Annotated in this window: 20 protein-coding genes; 13 read left to right on the top strand and 7 right to left on the bottom strand. The window is 49.4% G+C overall.

The window, feature by feature from the left end:
- Window positions 1-56: 56 nt before the first annotated feature.
- Complete coding sequence (locus ACYVFD_RS28285) at window positions 57-806, bottom strand: acyl-CoA desaturase (protein ID WP_461093883.1); 750 nt, start codon at window positions 804-806, stop codon at window positions 57-59.
- A gap of 288 nt (window positions 807-1094) precedes the next feature.
- On the opposite strand from ACYVFD_RS28285, the gene ccoS reads away from it, so the two are divergent.
- The 7 genes from ccoS (at window position 1095) to ACYVFD_RS28250 (ending at window position 7404) form a co-directional block, all read left to right on the top strand.
- On the top strand, window positions 1095-1268 hold the full coding sequence (gene ccoS / locus ACYVFD_RS28280; RefSeq protein WP_461093882.1) for a cbb3-type cytochrome oxidase assembly protein CcoS: 174 nt from the start codon (window positions 1095-1097) through the stop codon (window positions 1266-1268).
- Between the two features lie 20 nt (window positions 1269-1288).
- The gene (ccoN, locus tag ACYVFD_RS28275) at window positions 1289-3514 is read left to right on the top strand and encodes a cytochrome-c oxidase, cbb3-type subunit I (protein WP_461093881.1); all 2226 of its coding nucleotides are present in this window, start codon (window positions 1289-1291) and stop codon (window positions 3512-3514) included.
- Between the two features lie 118 nt (window positions 3515-3632).
- Window positions 3633-3803 carry a hypothetical protein gene (locus tag ACYVFD_RS28270; RefSeq protein WP_461093880.1) on the top strand — a complete coding sequence of 57 codons (171 nt, stop codon included), beginning with the start codon at window positions 3633-3635 and terminating at the stop codon, window positions 3801-3803.
- 13 nt (window positions 3804-3816) lie between these two features.
- A complete protein-coding gene (locus ACYVFD_RS28265; protein WP_461093879.1) occupies window positions 3817-4632 on the top strand; it encodes a cbb3-type cytochrome c oxidase N-terminal domain-containing protein in 816 nt (271 codons plus the stop codon).
- A 120-nt stretch (window positions 4633-4752) separates the two neighbouring features.
- The gene (gene ccoG, locus ACYVFD_RS28260) at window positions 4753-6201 is read left to right on the top strand and encodes a cytochrome c oxidase accessory protein CcoG (protein ID WP_461093878.1); all 1449 of its coding nucleotides are present in this window, start codon (window positions 4753-4755) and stop codon (window positions 6199-6201) included.
- A 78-nt stretch (window positions 6202-6279) separates the two neighbouring features.
- The gene (locus tag ACYVFD_RS28255; RefSeq protein ID WP_461093877.1) at window positions 6280-6705 is read left to right on the top strand and encodes a FixH family protein; all 426 of its coding nucleotides are present in this window, start codon (window positions 6280-6282) and stop codon (window positions 6703-6705) included.
- Window positions 6706-6708: 3 nt separating this feature from the next.
- Window positions 6709-7404, top strand: a complete 696-nt coding sequence (locus tag ACYVFD_RS28250) for a sulfite exporter TauE/SafE family protein (RefSeq protein WP_461093876.1) — start codon at window positions 6709-6711, stop codon at window positions 7402-7404.
- A gap of 20 nt (window positions 7405-7424) precedes the next feature.
- Here ACYVFD_RS28250 and ACYVFD_RS28245 read toward each other — a convergent pair whose 3' ends face one another.
- The 3 genes from ACYVFD_RS28245 to ACYVFD_RS28235 all read right to left on the bottom strand — a co-directional run bounded on the left by ACYVFD_RS28245 (window position 7425) and on the right by ACYVFD_RS28235 (window position 9001).
- A complete protein-coding gene (locus ACYVFD_RS28245) occupies window positions 7425-7865 on the bottom strand; it encodes a VOC family protein (RefSeq protein ID WP_461093875.1) in 441 nt (146 codons plus the stop codon).
- 1 nt (window position 7866) lies between these two features.
- On the bottom strand, window positions 7867-8526 hold the full coding sequence (locus ACYVFD_RS28240; RefSeq protein ID WP_461093874.1) for a DUF1353 domain-containing protein: 660 nt from the start codon (window positions 8524-8526) through the stop codon (window positions 7867-7869).
- A gap of 160 nt (window positions 8527-8686) precedes the next feature.
- Window positions 8687-9001, bottom strand: a complete 315-nt coding sequence (locus tag ACYVFD_RS28235; protein ID WP_461093873.1) for a thioredoxin domain-containing protein — start codon at window positions 8999-9001, stop codon at window positions 8687-8689.
- A gap of 267 nt (window positions 9002-9268) precedes the next feature.
- Between ACYVFD_RS28235 and ACYVFD_RS28230 the strand changes: the two genes are divergently transcribed.
- The 5 genes from ACYVFD_RS28230 (at window position 9269) to ACYVFD_RS28210 (ending at window position 13857) form a co-directional block, all read left to right on the top strand.
- Window positions 9269-9727, top strand: a complete 459-nt coding sequence (locus ACYVFD_RS28230) for a hypothetical protein (protein WP_461093872.1) — start codon at window positions 9269-9271, stop codon at window positions 9725-9727.
- Window positions 9728-10249: 522 nt separating this feature from the next.
- A complete protein-coding gene (locus ACYVFD_RS28225) occupies window positions 10250-11008 on the top strand; it encodes a hypothetical protein (protein ID WP_461093871.1) in 759 nt (252 codons plus the stop codon).
- Window positions 11005-12273: a glycerophosphodiester phosphodiesterase gene (locus ACYVFD_RS28220; RefSeq protein WP_461093870.1), complete on the top strand. Its 1269-nt coding sequence runs from the start codon at window positions 11005-11007 to the stop codon at window positions 12271-12273. Before ACYVFD_RS28225 ends, ACYVFD_RS28220 begins: the two co-directional genes overlap by 4 nt.
- A 2-nt stretch (window positions 12274-12275) precedes the next feature.
- Complete coding sequence (locus ACYVFD_RS28215) at window positions 12276-12965, top strand: hypothetical protein (protein ID WP_461093869.1); 690 nt, start codon at window positions 12276-12278, stop codon at window positions 12963-12965.
- 13 nt (window positions 12966-12978) lie between these two features.
- Window positions 12979-13857 carry a metallophosphoesterase family protein gene (locus tag ACYVFD_RS28210; protein WP_461093868.1) on the top strand — a complete coding sequence of 293 codons (879 nt, stop codon included), beginning with the start codon at window positions 12979-12981 and terminating at the stop codon, window positions 13855-13857.
- A gap of 29 nt (window positions 13858-13886) precedes the next feature.
- Here ACYVFD_RS28210 and ACYVFD_RS28205 read toward each other — a convergent pair whose 3' ends face one another.
- Genes ACYVFD_RS28205 through ACYVFD_RS28195 form a run of 3 tightly spaced genes read right to left on the bottom strand, consistent with a single transcriptional unit; the run spans window position 13887 to window position 16917 of the window.
- A complete protein-coding gene (locus tag ACYVFD_RS28205) occupies window positions 13887-15074 on the bottom strand; it encodes an ATP-binding protein (RefSeq protein ID WP_461093867.1) in 1188 nt (395 codons plus the stop codon).
- A gap of 60 nt (window positions 15075-15134) precedes the next feature.
- The gene (locus ACYVFD_RS28200) at window positions 15135-15902 is read right to left on the bottom strand and encodes a hypothetical protein (RefSeq protein WP_461093866.1); all 768 of its coding nucleotides are present in this window, start codon (window positions 15900-15902) and stop codon (window positions 15135-15137) included.
- A 58-nt stretch (window positions 15903-15960) separates the two neighbouring features.
- Window positions 15961-16917, bottom strand: a complete 957-nt coding sequence (locus ACYVFD_RS28195; RefSeq protein ID WP_461093865.1) for a hypothetical protein — start codon at window positions 16915-16917, stop codon at window positions 15961-15963.
- 156 nt (window positions 16918-17073) lie between these two features.
- Between ACYVFD_RS28195 and ACYVFD_RS28190 the strand changes: the two genes are divergently transcribed.
- Window positions 17074-18702, top strand: coding sequence for an amidohydrolase family protein (locus ACYVFD_RS28190; RefSeq protein ID WP_461093864.1), 1629 nt, complete (start codon window positions 17074-17076; stop codon window positions 18700-18702).
- The last annotated feature ends 6 nt before the right edge of the window (window positions 18703-18708 follow it).

Here is an 18708-nt window from a genome sequence, read left to right as displayed (position 1 = left end):
CCGGAAGAGCGTGGCGTTCAGCCGGATGAATACTGACTAATAAGTAGAGCACATCCTCACATGTAGGCTTCATCGCGCCCGAATCGTAGCTTGATTACGTGCAGCGCATTCAGCAATTTCAGCAGTGGATAGGCGGGGTCGAACTCATGCCAGCGGAAACCCCCGAAGTTGGCCCGACCGCCGTATTTGTGGTGATTGTTGTGATACGACTCGCCCATCATCAGAAAATCGAATGGGAGTAGGTTCTTGGCCGTATCATTTACTTGAAAATTGGTGTATCCATAGCGGTGTGCATACCAGTTGATAATAGCGCCGTGAACGGGACCCATCAGGAAATGAAAAGGCAGCAATAGGAAAAACCAGGGCGAAGGCGCAAACTGAATATAAAATAAGGTGTAGGCCGTACCCCAGGCCAGCCGGACAATCCATCGATCGCCGAACCACTCCATCCATGGCCAGTTCGGTACGCCTTTCTTAAACTTCGCCGGAATATGATCACGGTTATTAAGAATGTCATTATAGAAGATCCGGGTTTTCCACATCATATCGAACAGGTTTTTGGAAAAGTCCGGTGAGTGAGGGTCCTGTTCGGTGTCGGCATGGGCGTGGTGTAGGCGGTGCATAATTCCGTAAGCACGTGGGCTCAAAAACGACGATCCCTGGGACACAAAGGTCAGGACATAAAAAAACTTCTCCCAGCCTTTACTCATGGTAAACATCTGGTGAGCGGCATAGCGATGGAGAAAAAAGGTTTGCATCAATACAGACAGGTACCAATGCGCCAGAAAGAAAGCGAGGATGATCATAAAGGTTTGTGTAGCGCGGACCTCTGGTCCGCATAGCCGAATACGAATGAGCGATCCGTGATTACAAAAAAGAGCTATGCGGACCAGAGGTCCGCGCTACTTAATGACAGGATGTTTCTGCAAAGTTGACCTCTGCCTCATCCTCCCTACCTGACGCTCGTCAACTCCCAACCTGACGTTTGTCAGCTACTTGTCAGGACGGGCCAAAATCAGTCTTCGACCTGACGAAACTCATAATTCGCGTGGGCAAACCGTCTCAATTTTGAACCAGCAAAATCAGATACGGTGATGAGCATTATCTTCTTCATGATTGGTGTCAGCCTGATGATGGCACTGGGTTTTCTGGGGGCCTTTTTCTGGTCGATGCGGACCGGGCAGCAGGATGATTTGTACACGCCCTCGATTCGAATGCTTCTGGAAGACGACGCACCAGATACTACTGAACCTCAATCACGCGCATAATAACCCCTATCTCGTTCATTATGAATGTTTCGATTAATCAACCTGCCGAGGCAGCAGCGCCCAATCTGGTTAAGCCCGGCAAGGTATCCATTGGGCAACAACCACCCGGCGGTGAAACGCTTGTGGAGCGTTTCGCCTACGACAACAAAATTGTCCGTGACTTTGCCGTAGCTTCAGTTATCTGGGGCATCATTGGGATGCTCGTCGGCGTAATAGCCGCCACACAGTTGTTCGCCCCAGCTGCCAACCTGGGCAATCAGTACACGACGTTTGGCCGGATTCGTCCGCTGCATACCAACGCTGTCATCTTCGCATTTGTCGGTAATGCCATTTTTATGGGTGTGTATTACTCGCTCCAGCGGCTCTGCAAAGCCCGTATGTTTAGCGATGTACTGAGCAAAATCCACTTTTGGGGCTGGCAATTAATTATTCTGTCGGCGGTAGCCACATTGCCACTGGGTCTCACCAGTTCCAAAGAATATGCTGAGCTGGAATGGCCTATCGACATTGCCATCACCCTCATTTGGGTTGTATTTGGTATCAACCTGTTCGGAACCATCGTCAAACGGCGCGAGCGTCACCTGTACGTAGCCATCTGGTTCTACATCGCTACGTTCGTAACGGTAGCCGTGTTGCACATCGTCAATTCGATGGAGATGCCGGTTAGTTTCCTGAAAAGCTATTCGATGTATGCGGGTGTGCAGGATGCACTGGTTCAGTGGTGGTACGGACACAATGCCGTAGCGTTCTTCCTGACGACGCCATACCTGGGTATGATGTATTACTTCCTGCCGAAGATGGCCAACCGTCCGGTGTATTCGTATCGGCTGTCGATCCTGCACTTCTGGGCGCTGATATTCATCTACATCTGGGCTGGTCCTCACCACCTGTTATATAGCTCTTTACCCGACTGGGCACAATCGCTGGGTGTGGTATTCTCGATTATGCTGATTGCGCCATCGTGGGGTGGTATGATCAACGGCCTACTAACGCTTCGTGGGGCCTGGGATAAGGTACGGGAAGACACGCTGCTGAAATTCATGGTCGTGGCCCTGACCGCCTACGGTATGGCTACACTGGAAGGGCCGCTGCTCTCGCTGAAAAACGTAAATGCGATCGCTCACTTTACCGACTGGGTTGTTGCGCACGTACACGTAGGGGCATTAGGCTGGAATGGCTTCCTGACCTTTGCGATGCTGTACTGGTTAGTTCCACGTATTTATCGCACGCCGTTGTACTCGAAAAAACTGCTCAACCTCCACTTCTGGATTGGCACGCTGGGTATTCTGTTCTATGCCATTCCGATGTATATCTCCGGCTTCACGCAAGGTATGATGTGGAAAGAGTTTACGGACGCCAGCGTTCTGAAATACCCAACGTTCCTCGAAACGACCCTGCAAATTCTGCCCATGCACATGATGCGGGCACTGGGTGGAACACTCTTCTTACTGGGCGCTATTCTGATGGGCTATAACCTCTTCAAAACGATGGCCGCCGGTAGTCTGGTCGCGAATGAAGAAGCCGAAGCCTATGCACTCCCTGTCAATTATAAGCCAACCGGTAGCGAAACCTATTGGCACCGTTGGCTGGAACGCAAGCCTTTCCAGCTCCTGGTCGCTTCGCTGGTCGTTATCCTGATTGGCTCCCTCATCGAACTGATTCCAACATTCATGGTGAAGTCGAATGTACCCACGATTGCTTCTGTACAACCCTACACGGCACTCGAAGTACAGGGCCGCGACCTCTTCATTCGTGAAGGGTGTGTAGGATGCCACAGCCAGTTGGTACGGCCATTCCGCTCCGAAACCGAACGCTACGGCGACTACTCGAAGGCTGGTGAGTTTGTCTACGATCACCCATTCCTGTGGGGCAGCAAACGGACGGGTCCTGACCTTCATCGTGAAGGCGGCAAATATCCCGACTCCTGGCATTACCACCACATGAACGATCCAACATCGATGTCCCCAGGCTCTATTATGCCTGCATACCCCTGGCTGATTACGCAGCAGCTTGATGTTTCGACAACATCGGCCAAGCTTCGGGCGCTGAACAAGATCGGTGTTCCCTACGATGACCTCGCCATTGCCCAGGCCAATGAAGACCTGACTAAACAAGCTACCGAAGTTAGCGGTCGTCTGGCGAAGGAAGGTATCAACGTAAAACCTGACCGCGAAATCGTAGCCCTCATTGCCTACCTGCAACGGCTGGGAACGGACATCAAGAAAATGGAAACCGCACAGAAATAAGTAGTGGGAGTGAGGAGCGAGGAGTGAGAATGCTTGCGCAAAAACACGCCCGGATGGATTCTCACCGCGTCAGTCCTCCTCACTCCTCACTCCTACATACTCACTACTAAAAAGAGCCATGTTCAAGCAATTTATCTCAGCAATACCCGGAGCAGACGTCTATATGGTGGGCTCGTTCCTGACGTTTTTTACCTTTTTTCTGCTGGTAGGCCTGTATCTGATCCTCGCCGATAAACGCCATATGCAGCAAATGAGTCACCTGCCCCTCGACGAATCCAACGAGGTTTAATCGATCTACTTTTATGAATCTTCTCGTAACAACTTTGTTTGACCCGGCAACCGGCAAATCGATCTGGGATCTAACCTCTGGCGAAGACTTGCTATGGGTCACGGTGATGATCTTTGTAACAGTTGCCACCGGATTGTTATTAGTCATTACACTTTATCTGGCTTATGTATTGCGTCAGGCGCTTGGTCTGAAGCCAAGTACATCCACAAAGCCTGTCGATACACGCACAGCCTGGCAAAAATGGGCTGGCCTACACGCGCTGAACACCGAAAAGGACCTAATGCTCGAGCATGCCTACGATGGTATTGCTGAACTTGACAACCCTACTCCTCCCTGGTTTATGGGCTTGTTTTACAGTACCATTGGCTTCGCTGCTATCTATCTGCTGATTTTCCATGTGATCGGTACGGGGAATATTATGGAGCAGGAATACACGCAGGAAGTAGCCGTTGCCGAAAAACAGCGTGAGGCCTATATCAAGCTTGTAGCTGGTAAAATCAATGAAAATACAGTTACGAAGCTCACTGAAGCTAAAGGGCTGGACGCTGGCAAGACCCTGTTCAATCAATACTGTACGGCCTGCCACGGTCAGAATGGTGAAGGTAAAGTTGGCCCGAACCTTACGGATGAATACTGGCTGCACGGCGGCTCCGTAAAAGAGGTGTTCCATACGGTTACCGAAGGTGTTCCCGACAAAGGAATGATCTCCTGGAAAAAGCAATTGAACCCACTTCAGATTCAGCAGGTATCGAGCTACATCCTGTCGTTGCAAGGCACTAAGCCTATTGGCGCCAAAGAACCGCAGGGTGAAAAAGTAGCGATAAATTAAAAAATATTACACAGAGTTCACATAGGCAACCAGAGACTCACAGAGAAAATAATAGAAAAGTCTGTGGGTCTCTATAGCTCTCCGTGTAGCTCTGTGTAATAAACCACAACAACTACGATAATGAACACAACACTCAACGCCCCTCCTGTAAAGAAACCTACCCCAACGTTCGGTAAGCGGGAATGGCTCTACCCACGTGTGGTGAAAGGGCGCTATTTCCGCTGGAGGGAAGTGATGGCCTGGGTTTTACTGGCAGCCCTATTTTCCGGACCTTTTCTAAGTTACGATGGCCAGCCGCTGTTCCTGTTCAATATTCTGGAGCGGAAATTTAACTTCTTTGGCGTCACATTCTGGCCCCAGGATTTTTATCTGGTTACCATTGGGATGCTGGCCTTTATTGTCTTTATCGTACTGTTTACAACGATATATGGCCGTGTATTTTGCGGATGGGCCTGCCCCCAGACCATTTTTATGGAAATGGTTTTCCGGCGCATCGAAATCTGGATTGAAGGGGACCAAAACGCCCGCAGACGGTTGGATGCCTCTCCCTGGACTACCGAAAAAGCCCTCAAAAAGGCCGCGAAGTACAGCTTATTCTTCCTGATTTCTTTCGCTATCAGCAATACATTTCTGGCGTATATCATCGGCAAAGATGCGCTACTGACTATTATAACCGACAATCCGGCGAATCACCTGGCTGGACTGACGGCCATTCTGGTGTTTACCGGAGTTTTCTATACGGTTTTCGCGCATGTACGCGAATATGTATGCACCACCATTTGCCCCTACGGCCGCCTACAGAGTGTGATGCTCGATAAAAACTCGCTGCTGGTTACCTACGACGAAATACGGGGTGAGCCAAGAGGTAAAATGCAGAAGGATAAGGGAATGGAGCAGCGGGTACAAGCTGACACCAAGAGTTTTTACGCCCTGCCCCTCGCTCCCAGCTCCCAGCCCAAAGGTGACTGCATCGACTGTAAGCTTTGTGTGCAGGTTTGCCCAACCGGTATCGACATTCGAAACGGCAACCAGATGGAATGCGTGAACTGCACCTTGTGTATCGATGCCTGCGACGATATTATGGATAAAGTAGGTCGCCCGCGCGGCCTCATCCGGTACGATTCGCTCGAAGGAGTTCGGACGCAGAAACCCTGGCGTATGACTACCCGTATGGTGGCTTATAGTGTCATTCTGGTGTTACTCATGAGCGTATGGGGCTTCCTGCTGGTAAGCCGGAGCGACCTCGACACTACCATTCTACGAGCACCCGGACAACTCTTTCAGCGTGAACCGGGCGGTATGATCTCCGATCTGTATCTGGTCGAACTGGTCAACAAAACCCATAAAGACAAACCTGTTTCGTTCCGGGTGAACTATCCGGGAGCCAAACTAAAGATGGTACAACCCATCACCAAAGCACCTGCCGATGACCTGACCAAGGGCATGTTTTTTATTCTACTGCCTGAGAAATCAATTCACCAGAACAGCACCAAACTCGTTATTGAGGTGCTTTCCGAGGGCGAAGTCGTCGACAAAGTAAACACAACATTTTTAGGACCGGTACAATGATAGAATGAGTGAATGATAGAATGCCTCAATAGTTTCTATTCTATCATTCACTCATTCTATCATTCACTCATTAAAACTATGAACTGGGGTAAATCAATCGTTCTTGTTTTCGTGCTCTTTGCGAGCTTCATTGGCACACTGGTGTATCGGATGAGTCGCGAGCACATCGATCTGGTTAGTGAAAACTACTACCAGAATGAACTTGACTATCAGCATCAAATTGATCGGGAGAACAATGCCCGACAAAATACGGCCGCTGTTATCACAAATCAACTCGACCAGCAGCAGGTCGTTTGTGAACTGCCTAATACGCTGCAAAAAGGGCAACTGGTTTTTTACCGCCCCGGCGATCGTACACAGGATTTTAAAGTGACGATTCCGGCCAATCATGAGACACAACAAGTTGTTTCGACGGCTGCGCTGGCGCGTGGACGCTGGCGTGTGCAGTTTACCTGGTCGGATGGCACCCGCGAGTATTATCAGGAAAGTCCAATTAATTTATAAGTGATGTCGCCCTGGCTTGCTACCGCTTTTGTTACGGGTCTGATCAGTAGCCTGCACTGTGTAGGTATGTGTGGGCCGTTGGTAGCCGCTTTACCCGTCGGGCGAATTCCCAAAAACGCACGCTGGAAAGCTGTTGGGCTATATCATCTCGGTCGTGTAGCTACTTATAGTACGTTAGGCGCATTGGCCGGTACCATGAGCCTGGGGCTACACCTAATGGGCTGGCAACGTCCGCTAGCCGTTATTAGCGGCCTGGTGTTGCTGATCAGTTTTTTCTGGCGAAAAGGCTTGCCTGCCCGGTTGCGCTGGTCCTGGCTCGACAGTCAGATAACCCGCACGTTTCGCCAGCACATGCAGCAACCCGGCTGGATGGGTTTCAGTTTGCTGGGTATTCTGAATGGTCTGCTTCCCTGCGGATTTACCTATCTGGCCTTGGCCGGTACGTTAGCCACGAATACACCACTGGCAGGAGCTTCCTACATGCTCCTGTTTGGCCTGGGAACACTCCCTGCGCTACTAGGTGTCAATCTGATGACGGGCTGGTTATCCATCATTGGTCGTCAATACCTAAACCGCGCTCTTTCGCTGGCTACCGTAGTTATAGCATTGCTGCTCATCGGTCGTGGGATGGCTCATTATCAACTCCCTGTCAGCGTTCAGGACGCCATTCCGATGTGCCACAGCCTATTAGCAAAATAGGAAATAGTATTCAAGATACCTTACAAATCATCAATATTCCTGTGTGTAAGCACATTACCACTTTCATCCAGAGGCACAAAGGGGTTGTAAGCCACTTCAAGGATATTGTTTTCCGGGTCGGCGAAATAGAAGAAGTAACCGCCAAAGATTGTGTCGTGCGGCTCTTTCAGAATAGTAACCCTTTTCGCTTTCAACTCATCAAATAAGTCGTCGACTTCCTGTTTCGATCCGACATTATAGGCCATAGTAAAAGAGCGAAATCCAGCACCCTCGGCCGATACCCCAACACCCTCAGCCAGACTAGCTCGGTCGAAGAGGCTGAACAGAAAGCCATTCATTTTGTAAAAGACGATGTCTTTGTTTTCGGCTACGGGTTGCCAGCCCAGCGTTTCGGAATAAAATCGCTTCATGGCAGCCAAATCGTCCGTCCCTATCGTAATTACACTCAATCGCTGATTCACATTACAGGTTTTTGGGTTCCAGCAAGCGTTTTTCTCTTTTTTCTTTCATCGAGCATTGCAACCGAATCATGATCTCAGCTACGGGTGGGTTGTCCGTCTTAATCCACGCAACTACCTCATTGAAATCTATTTCTGTAACAGACACATTAATCAATTGGTACCCTAGAAACGATAAGGTTTTATCGCTAATACTCCTGTAACCATAGGAGGGTGACCACCGTTGTAGGCTGGCAAAAACGCCTGCAAACAATACTTTGGCCTTAGTTTCCGGTAAACCCGCCGTTAAACAGGCATCATAGAACATCTGATAAACCAAAAACCAGTTTTCCTTTTTGTAATTACAATAGTACGTGAGAAGGATTGCCGCACGTCGATAGGGTGCCAGTAATGGCGTACTATCCTGTACCCACAGCGGCTTTGGAATAGAAGCCTCTTCAATGATCGTTCCACTGGGCACCTGCCAGACTTTTCCTTTAGAATCGACATAGCCAAAGTCGTTCAGGAGCTTTAGATTACGGTGTCCGTTGTCCGTATCTATCCATTGCCCCAGAACACTACTCAGGAACCGCCCCGTAGGCTGAGCCCAGACCGAAGAGGCTGTTGCTATAAGAAAAACGCAGAAAAGTAGCCACTTAGGGAGGGTGGACTTAACCGAAATCATACTCTATAATCGCTTGTATTGTAAAGTGAGTATATCGGCAAGATATGCTACAGGAGACAGATTTTATATAGGATACTACGTCTTTTGTTGAATATAGGGCGAAACGAGTCTTCAAGACAAAGCAAACGGCTATTCCGCACGCTTAGTCTGGTTCCTGATGTCAGGAATGCACGATCAGTTGCTGGCTCAATTGCAAAGACAGGGATGAATTATCGATTGGTCCTGCATATCGCCATAGTTCAAACCCCTGCTGAAGCAATACAAAGGCAGGCAAGGTCGTAAAGCCAAAACTACGTACAACTTCAGGATGCGTTACATCGTCGATGTACATAATCTGTATGGTCGGTTTTATAAGCGATCGAAGTTTTACCACTAATCGATCAACTTCAGGACGTTGAGAAGCACTAGTCGCTGTACAGACCAATAAGATGGGGTGCTGCGGCAGAGCCGGGAAGGTGGAAGACGGAGGTACCATACGGCATAAGCGATTAGTGGCTGTAAAATTGGTGTTTCCTGCCCGCAAAATTCTTGAGACAGGTCAAGATAAAAGCAGATTTTTATCACTCAGGCTAACGGCATGCCTGACAAAACTCCTTTCGCAACAAGCTTTTCAGTACTGAAGCCGTGTAATTTGACAATCAGGCTACTGACTGACCATAATCAGGCTAGTGGCTAACCGTACTCATGACCCGTCGTAACCTACTGGTCTAATTTTGGAAGGAATACTAGCTACGATTACCCAATGAAAAAAGCACTTCTGCTCACGGATGGTTCTGTCGATATGGCCTTGTCGTTCAATCGCTGGATGGAAACCCAGTCAGAACCGATTGATTTGACGGTCGTCTACGCGTTTGATCTGGCTAAGGAAACAGACCAGCCACTAAAAGCTTCTATTTTTCGGGAAGCCAAACAAACGGCCAACAACCAATTGAATCGCTGGGTAGGCTTTTTATCAAAAACCGGACTGGCTGCTTTTCGTACCGAAATTTTACTGGGCGAACCCGAACTGGTCTTAACCATTCATTTGCTGTTGCGTCAGTACGATTATTTAGTGATCGATCTCAGCCAGAAAGATGCTTTATCAACCTATAGAGGGTGTCAACGCCAAATCAATACGCAACTGCGCTGCCTGAGTTTATCCCAATCTACCAACTGTCTGGTTGAGCCGGTACAGGGAATGGGGTACGCCTTTGCTGGCTAGGCAATGTGTTTGCGCCAGTAATATCAAGTTTTCATAGTGAGATAAGTTGAGTTTAGTGTTTGCGTTGCCATTTAACCAGCCTGATCATTTCGGGCTGGTTACTTTTTTTAATGAAAATTAAATCACGCTTCGGTCCCAGTAGAGCCCTACCAAGTGGCTAATGCGATAACCCATCAACTTGTAAGTACTCAAGCGTAAATAGTTTAGAGAATGCTACAAGGACGTTTCTGTCATCCCGACGCAGGACCGGGCCGCCGGAGCGGGGATCTTCGGAGACGGCATAAAAGCTAATCTCCGAAGATCCCCGCTCCGGCGGCCCGGTCCTGCGTCGGGATGACAGAAAATAACCTAATGTATTTTCAGGAGCCTACTTAATTAACAGTCGTTTATAGGGCAGCCAACATGACTATACGTAAGTTGGCTGCATCAATTTAACTAGATTTACGGATCGGGCCATTGTGACGAAGCAACAAATTCAGGTCTATACGGTTTAGTTCATCTGACGCTTATACCGATTTTTAGGTGGCTACCATTCGATTTACTTACACTACCAGTAACCTGCTTCGACGGCTCGGCTGTTCGGCTTTACTGCTCGGGCTGACTCCATTTGCCTTGGCTCAATCCAGCGATAGCTGGCCGTTGCAACCAGGCATTTATTTTCCGCAGGCTCCCCTACCCGGCAAATGGCGCAAGTCGGTCGGAGTAGTCTTTACCACGACACCTCCTGAACTTACGGAAGAAATCCGGGTAAGTGTACCGGCTATTGACTTTAACTTCCAACGCGGGCTATCGAAAAATTTCTTTCTAACAGGTCGCTTTCAGACTCAGTTCGTCCAAAGTAACATTGGTGTGGGTTTTCGCTGGGTCAAACCGTTTACGAACCGACTGTTTATGTCGGCCGGGTACGACATAACCGGCTGGCTGGGGGCGTTGCAGATCAAAGACGTTTTTAGCAGTCAGGCCTTTGGCGTTGAAACCTTCCCGAATGTATCGATCGGCTATAAACTCACCCGCGACCTCCGCTTCACGTTTCGAACCGAAGCCATTGTTGATCTGTATTATCGTTCGCAGGTGGGTTCACTGGCCGTAGTATATAACCGTCGGGAGGTGAATGGGGTAGCGTTTACGTTCATGCTCGAACAGCCGTTTTATCACCAGCGGCAGGTATCAGTCGGCATCCGGGGCGCCTATTCCAACTTCAACTGGCAACTTTGGTCGCTCTTCGACACCTTTGACCGCAACCTGTTTTATCCACAACTTATTTTTGGCTTTATCCTGTGAAACCGATCATCTATAGTCTGCTGATCCTGTTGCTGATAGCCTCCATCAGTTGTCGGAAAACGTACGAAGCTCCGGTTCCCTATGATTTTGTCAACCTTCCAGGCTCGGGTCAGTTTGGAACGTCGGTTCGGGCTGTTATGGACGGCGTTTATACCGTCTCGAACGGAGCCAGTGAGTTTGGCGATCAGGTGGCGCTGAAATGGACGTACCTGCATAACGGAACCGATACGAGCTATTATCTATCCGTTTTCACCGGGCGGGATGCAGCTTATTTTAACCTGGAAGGAACACCGCAAACGGATAGTATGGTACTAGGTGGCTATTGGCGCAAACTGGTAAATGATCAGATTGGTCTGGCTCAGTTGACCCTACGTGCGAAACATCAGGGCAAATTGCAACTGTTCAAAGGTACGCTGGCCCCCGGCGATACACTGGTCATCGACGGACTGTACGGTGATAAAAACAGTTCCCTAAGCCACCCTATTACCTTCACCTATAACCGGCCGCTCAACCCTCGACCTTTTTCCATCATGGCGCACCGAAGTGGAGGGCGAACGTCCGACCTGTTGCCCGCTTCCGAAAATTCGGTAGAAATCATCAAACTGGCGTCGCGCCTGGGTGCCACCGGCATTGAGGTAGATGTACGGTACACAAAAGATGGGGTTCCGATCCTGTATCACGACAACACGCTCAATCTGCGCCTTATCCAGAAAAACGGTCTGATGGGACCCGTCGAAGATTATACGTATCAGCAACTGAGCACCTTTGTCCGACTCATCAATGGGGAGAAAATACCGACGCTGGAAGAAGCACTGGAAACGGTGGTCAACAATACGTCGCTGAGTTTTGTCTGGCTCGACACCAAATACATCGGTCCAATGGATAAAGTGCAGGCGATTCAACAAAAATACCGTCAGAAAGCACTTCAACTGGGCCGCAACCTGCGTATTGTGATTGGTTTGCCCAGTACCGAAGCGGTCGATTCCTACAAAGCCCTGTCCAACAAAGAAAATACACCGATTCTTTGCGAATTGGATACGGCGCTTACCCGAAGTCTGGACGCTCGTATTTGGGCTCCCCGCTGGACCCTTGGCCCACAAACCGCCGAAGTGCAGGCCATGAAAGCCAGTGGTCTTACAGTATTCGTCTGGACCCTCGACGAACCTGAATTTATCCGGGAGTTTATTGGTCAGAATCAGTTCGACGGTATTCTCTCCAACTACTCGCCCGTGGTTGCCTTTTATCACTATACCGAACAACCATGACCATGAAACACTTCCGTTTACAGACAATTGGCTGGGTTGTTTTGTTACTACTGATAAACCTGAGCGTTCAAGCCCAGCGGACACCGTCGGCCCGTCGGCAGCGACGATTACAGGCTATACAAGCCGACTCGATCATCGATTCGCGTCGTGGCCCCTACACGGTGGTCGTGACGGCGGGTGGTGGACTGTCATACTATTCAACGCATCTGGGCATACCCGACGCCATTGAACAGCCCCACCTGAGCCGGTTTGGTACGCCTTCCTCACTCCGGGTAATGTGGTATCCCGATCATCGATTGCGGGTAGGGCTCGAAACCGGCTGGACAACGATGTATAGCTATCGCGGCCAGGTGGCAGGCGAAAACGCACATGTGTACGTGTCGGCCATTCCGATTCTGGTTGTTTTTTCGATGCCACTGGGCTGGCTTACCGGTACCGACCGGAGCGTGGCCCGCCGAATGGCCATAACGGCCGGAACGGGTTTGTACGTCACCCATTCCCGGCTCGATTATCAGAGTACTGTAATGACGAATACCAATAGTTTGGGCTGGATGGCGGCTGCTTCATACACCTATCCCATTGGCCGTCGTTTTCGAGTAGCAGGTGAATTAAAATGGTTCGATGCTGTAGCGGTTGAGAACGCAGCCTTCACAGCCGAAATACAATTAGTATGGCGGGCCTTTTCATGGTAAATGCATGAACGTTATGGAAACGGATACGAGTAAACGGGATATTTTATTTCTGAGCGATACACAAGCCCCCATGTGGGTAGAGCGCCTGGTGTTGCGGACACACCAGAACAAAAAAGCTACGCAGGTTATTTTCAACGAAATCCTGCGTATTCAACCGGCTGTATTGTACTGGCTGGGCGACATTGTTTCACTCGGCTATCGAAACAACAAATGGCGAATTATCGACCAGTTTCTGCTCAAATGTACGGAAGTACGAACGGCCGTTTATGCCATTATGGGAAACCACGATGTGATGGGACGCCCACGCAAAGGCGCCCAAAATTTTCAGCAGCGCTTTCCCGACCATATTCATACCGGCTATGTAAAAGTGACCGATGCCGTTGCCGTCATCATGCTGAACTCCAATTTCAGCATATTGTCGGTAGCCGATTTAGTGACCCAGCAAACCTGGTATCAGCAAACCCTGGAGGAACTGGACGACGACCCGGCTATAAAAGTCGTTATCGTAACCTGTCACCATGCCCCTTACTCCAATAGTAAGCTGGTCGGTTCATCGAAACTGGTTCAGCAGCGCTTTGTACCACCCTATCTTCGGTCGCAGAAAGCGAAATTGTTTATCACCGGTCATTCGCACGCGTTCGAACGCTATGAATTTGAGGGCAAAACCTTTCTGGTGATTGGTGGCGGGGGTGGACTACGTCAGCCATTGAATACCTCTCCCAGCCGACTCCCTGACCTCGCTGCCGACTATAAACCGCTGTTTCACTACCTGGCCGTTCGACGCGAAGGGGATGGACTGGTGCTAACGTCGTATTGCCTGAATAAAGATTTTTCAGGCTTTTCAGAAGGTTACCACTTCGAAATCCCAGCCGAAGCACCGTCTGCCATATAAGGTAACCTCCCGATTGGACCAGGTGTGGCCTAAACTGGCAACCAATCAGCTAAGACATTAAATCGCTTTAATTGTTTCCAGACAGTTGCCAGGCTACATACTTGCGCTTGCTCATCCAGTTGAAAATCTTCAGCCGATGGTGTAATTACAAGTATGGGTATAGCTCCGAGATCCCTGCTGGCAATGTAATTTCCCCGGCTTAATCTAGGAGCATTCGTGTATTTTATTTCCAATCCTACAACTGGCTGATTACCCCGGACTAAAAACAGATCCAACTCTGAGCCATCAGCCGTACGATAATAATAGGGGTGGATATCGTAGGCTAAATTAGCTACTACTTGCTGAATCACATAGCCTTCCCAAGAGCTACCCACATACAAGCTCCCCACTAATTGTTCTATTGAGCTTAGACCAGCTAATGCATGAAACATACCGCTGTCGCGCAGGTATAATTTAGGAGCTTTCACTAATCGTTTGCCTACATTGACAAAGTATGGTGCCAAACGGCGAATTAGAAAGGCATTCTCCAAAAATTCCAAATACCCCTGGATTGTTGGTACACTTAGCCCTAATGACCGAGACAACTCCGACATATTAAGCTGATTGGCATGAACACTTACCAGCATTGATAGTAATGTTCGTACACGAGTTGGAGAAGCCCCAAGTCCCAAAGCAGGTAAATCTCGCTCAACATAAGTCTGAATAAAATCATTCATACGTCGATTCGCAGAACGATCACTAGGGGCTGTCAGTATATCAGGATAACCACCTCTTAGCCAATGCTGTTCATAAAGAATCTGCTCCTTAACCTCAAACCAGGTTAATGGTTGCAACTCGATATAGGCAATCCGACCAGCCAGTGATTCAGAACTGTGTTGAAGCAATTGAGGAGAAGCAGACCCTAGAAGAATAAATCGACCCGGTACGCGATGGCGATCAATCAACGAACGCAGTAGTGGGAATAAACTGGGCATGCGTTGAATCTCGTCCAGAATAACCAGCTTATCTTGCCGTTCCGACAAATAAAGCTCTGGGTCTCGCAGACGATTAAGATCCTCAAGTGACTCTAAATCCAGATATAAGAATTGATCAGAAAATTGCCCTACTATTGATTTAACTAAGGTAGTTTTACCCACTTGCCGAGGCCCTACTACTGCTACGGCTGGCCGATCAGCAACTAACTCTAAAAGCTCTTGGCCAACAAAACGGTCGAACATAATACCGTAAATTTAAACTTTGACTTTAAATTTACGGTATTATGTTCGATAATTTATATTCTACTGTTCCTCCACGGTACCTACGCCCAGTTCCGAAAAGAGCGTTTGCCAGTACTGGGTAACGGCCGGGTTATTTTCTTTCACGGATGCATTCGGTTCGAAGGGCAGAATCATGGTGATCTCGGGACCTCCCAGCGTGTACTTTTTGAGTTGCTCGGCATCTTTCTTAGCCCATTCGTCGGCCTGGGCGTTGTCTTTGGGCGGGGTTACCTGAAAATCGCGTCGGTTGGCTCCTTTTACGCTCTCGATCATGTCGCTGAGGTAGTAGACTTTCACCGTCGCGCCCGATTCATTGGCTTTCGCGATAACGGGCAGACTGGCCCAGATGTCAGTTTCCCGATTCGACGAGCCTACATTTTGCGCTACCAACTGCTGCAACACCCGCTGCCGAATCTGGGCTTTTTCACGAGTAAGCGACAGATTAAACTCCGTTTCAGCCGCTTCCCGGTCGGTCGGACTGGCAGCCGACACATCCTCCATTTCGGAGCGGACGGTTATATTCAGCGCCCTGGCTTTAGAAGTGTTTTCATGGATAAAATACACTTCCAGTTTATCGCCCTTCTGCCGGATGTTCTGCTCGATGATGTCGGTCAGCGCCTGTTGGTATTTCTGCCCCACAAACGCCTTATTGATGTTTACGCTACGCGTTTTATCCAGGAAAATCAGCGTATACATAGGCTCTTCGGTGGCGGTTTTGGTCTTGTCGCCATCGCCTGAGCAGGCCATTATGAATAAAGTGAATAAGCAAAACGTGATAATACGATTCATAGTGTTAGTGAACTTAGCCATAGGCTACTCAGCAGGAGCCGTCTGGCAGAATATGTGTTTAGTGTACCAACTCCTTCCGTAATGTGCTGTCGGCCGGAGTCTTATGATTCCAGTAATCCGTTTGAATTGTCTTCGTTAAAACGGCTCTGGTGGTCAGAAGGTTATCTCGGGTATCGTAGGTTTCTTCCCAGCCGACAATTTTATGGGGGAAATCACGCTCAAAAATAATGATCAGCGTTCGGTCGTCGGTAGGGTATTCGATTGTGTACGATCTGAGGTACTTACCCGGATACAGCACCCCTTCGTAATTGGCCAGCGTCGCTTTGGCCGGTAACACACTGATGGATTTATGCCGAAGCCGGGCCGTCATCGTTCCGGCAATCAGTCGGGTTTCGCCAGTGGGTAGTTTATCGGGGTTAATGCGAATCTGATTCCAGAGTTCATCTTCCAGCATGGCTTTTTCAAGGGTAAACGCTTCGTCTACCTCTTTTTCCAGAAACGATTTTCCAATAACCTGATAGGCATTGTCGCGGTAGTTGATCTGCTGGTAATAATGCCCGTCCCACTCCTGCCCCACCATGCTAACTTTCAGCGTATTCGGAAACAGGGCTGGGCGGATACCACTTTTATCGACCGGCGTAAAGACCGAAGTAGACAGTGAATAGTCATAAAGCCCCGTCGCAAATTTCTTGAACAACCCAGCTTTCAGAACCGGAATCGATCCGTCCTGTTTATCCGCCTTTACCTGTTTAGCAGGTTGAAAATCTTCTGTCTGGAAAATGAGCGTGGCCTCGCCCGTGTGCAACGCACCACTCTTGGCCTGCTGAAGCCGGTAGCTGTTCAACTCGGCTTTGTTGGCAAACCAGTAGTTCCAGAAAACAGTGGGTGCCGTTTCAGCTGGCTTCGCTTTCGTATCGGGCTCTTTCTGAAAAATCGTTGCTTTCATGGCGAAGGCAAAGACCACGGCCATGGTCAGCACGATCAGCAGAAAATTATTGATAATGAATTGGCGCATATGATAAACAAGTAGATAGAATACGGATTGTTATGATCAATATGATTTGTTAAGATCTATGTCAATCATAACAATCGGCGTTCTATTAGCCTTAGCGCAAAAATCCGGCAGATTCGCTTATCTTACAACTGTTTATCAAAAACGATTTGCCCCGGCATGATACAACCTTATACACGGCTCCTCTTTATTCTTCACATTTCTCTCTTCATTACTTACTCCCTCTTTGGTCAGGTCGAAAAAGCCCCTGCTCGCCATGAAGGCGAAGGGCCATTTGGCAAACTGATCATTCGGGGGGTTACGCTGGTCAATAGTACGGGGGCTCCGCCGATAGGACCTGTCGATGTTGTGGTCGAAAAAAACCGGATTACCCAGATCAAACAGGTCGGTTATCCAGGTGTACCAATCGATGCCAGGAGTCGTCCCAAAGCTGATCCTGGCGACAAGGAACTGAATTGCGAAGGTATGTACCTGATGCCCGGCTTTGTAGATATGCACGGGCACATTGGCGGGCAGGCGCAGGGAGCCAACGCCGAATATGTATTTAAACTCTGGCTGGGGCATGGCATTACGACCATCCGCGATCCATCATGTGGGAATGGACTGGATTGGGTACTGGAGCATCGGGCGAAAAGCGAACGAAACGAGATTACCGCCCCCCGTATCAAAGCCTACACCGTGTTTGGACAAGGAGCTAAGGACCCAATCAGTACACCCGAACAAGCCCGCACCTGGGTACAACAGAATGCCAAACGCGGAGCCGATGGGATTAAATTTTTTGGTGCTGAACCCGCTATTTTCAGAGCCGCGCTGGAAGAAAACAAAAAGCTCGGTTTGCGGTCGGCCTGTCACCATGCCCAACTCGAAGTAGCCCGGATGAATGCCCTGGCGACGGCCAAAGCCGGTCTGACCTCGCTGGAACATTGGTACGGCCTACCCGAAGCGCTGTTCGACGACAAGACAATACAAAATTATCCGGCTACTTACAATTACAACAACGAGCAAAATCGCTTTGAGGAAGCGGGTAACCTATGGCAACAGGCTGCTAAGCCCGGAAGCGAACGCTGGAACAAAGTTATGGACGAACTCATCGCCCTCGACTTTACACTCGATCCGACCTTCAATATCTACGAAGCCAACCGCGAACTGATGCTGGCACGACGCGCCGAGTGGCACGACGACTACACCATGCCCAGCTTGTGGCGATTCTACGGCCCCAGCCGGATTTCGCACGGGTCGTACTGGCATTCATGGGGTACAGAGCAGGAAGTGGCCTGGAAGAAAAACTACCAACTCTGGATGGAATTTATCAACGAATACAAAAACCGGGGTGGCCGCGTAACCACCGGTTCCGACTCAGGCTTTATTTATCAACTCTACGGCTTCGCCTACATCCGCGAACTCGAACTCCTGCGCGAAGCCGGTTTCCATCCGCTCGAAGTGATCCGGGCCGCTACCCTAAAAGGTGCCGAAGCTCTCGGCATGTCCGATCAGATTGGCTCCGTTGAAGTAGGTAAACTCGCCGATTTTGTGATCATCGACCAGAATCCGCTGGCAAACCTGAAAGTCCTCTACGGCACCGGAGCCATCCATCTGAATGACAAAAACGAGGTGGAACGCGTAGGTGGGGTTACCTATACGGTGAAAGACGGCGTTGTTTACGACGCTAAGAAACTGCTAGCCGACGTTCGTAAAATGGTGGCCGACGCCAAGCAGAAAGAAAATTTCGAAATTACTCAACCCGGCGTTCCGGCTAAGCCTGGCAAGGTTTCGGGTGGGAAGAATTGAGATTGC

The sequence above is a fragment of the Spirosoma gilvum genome (assembly GCF_054776815.1).
Note: the sequence above shows the minus strand (reverse complement) of the source record. Positions and strands in the feature narration are given on the sequence as shown.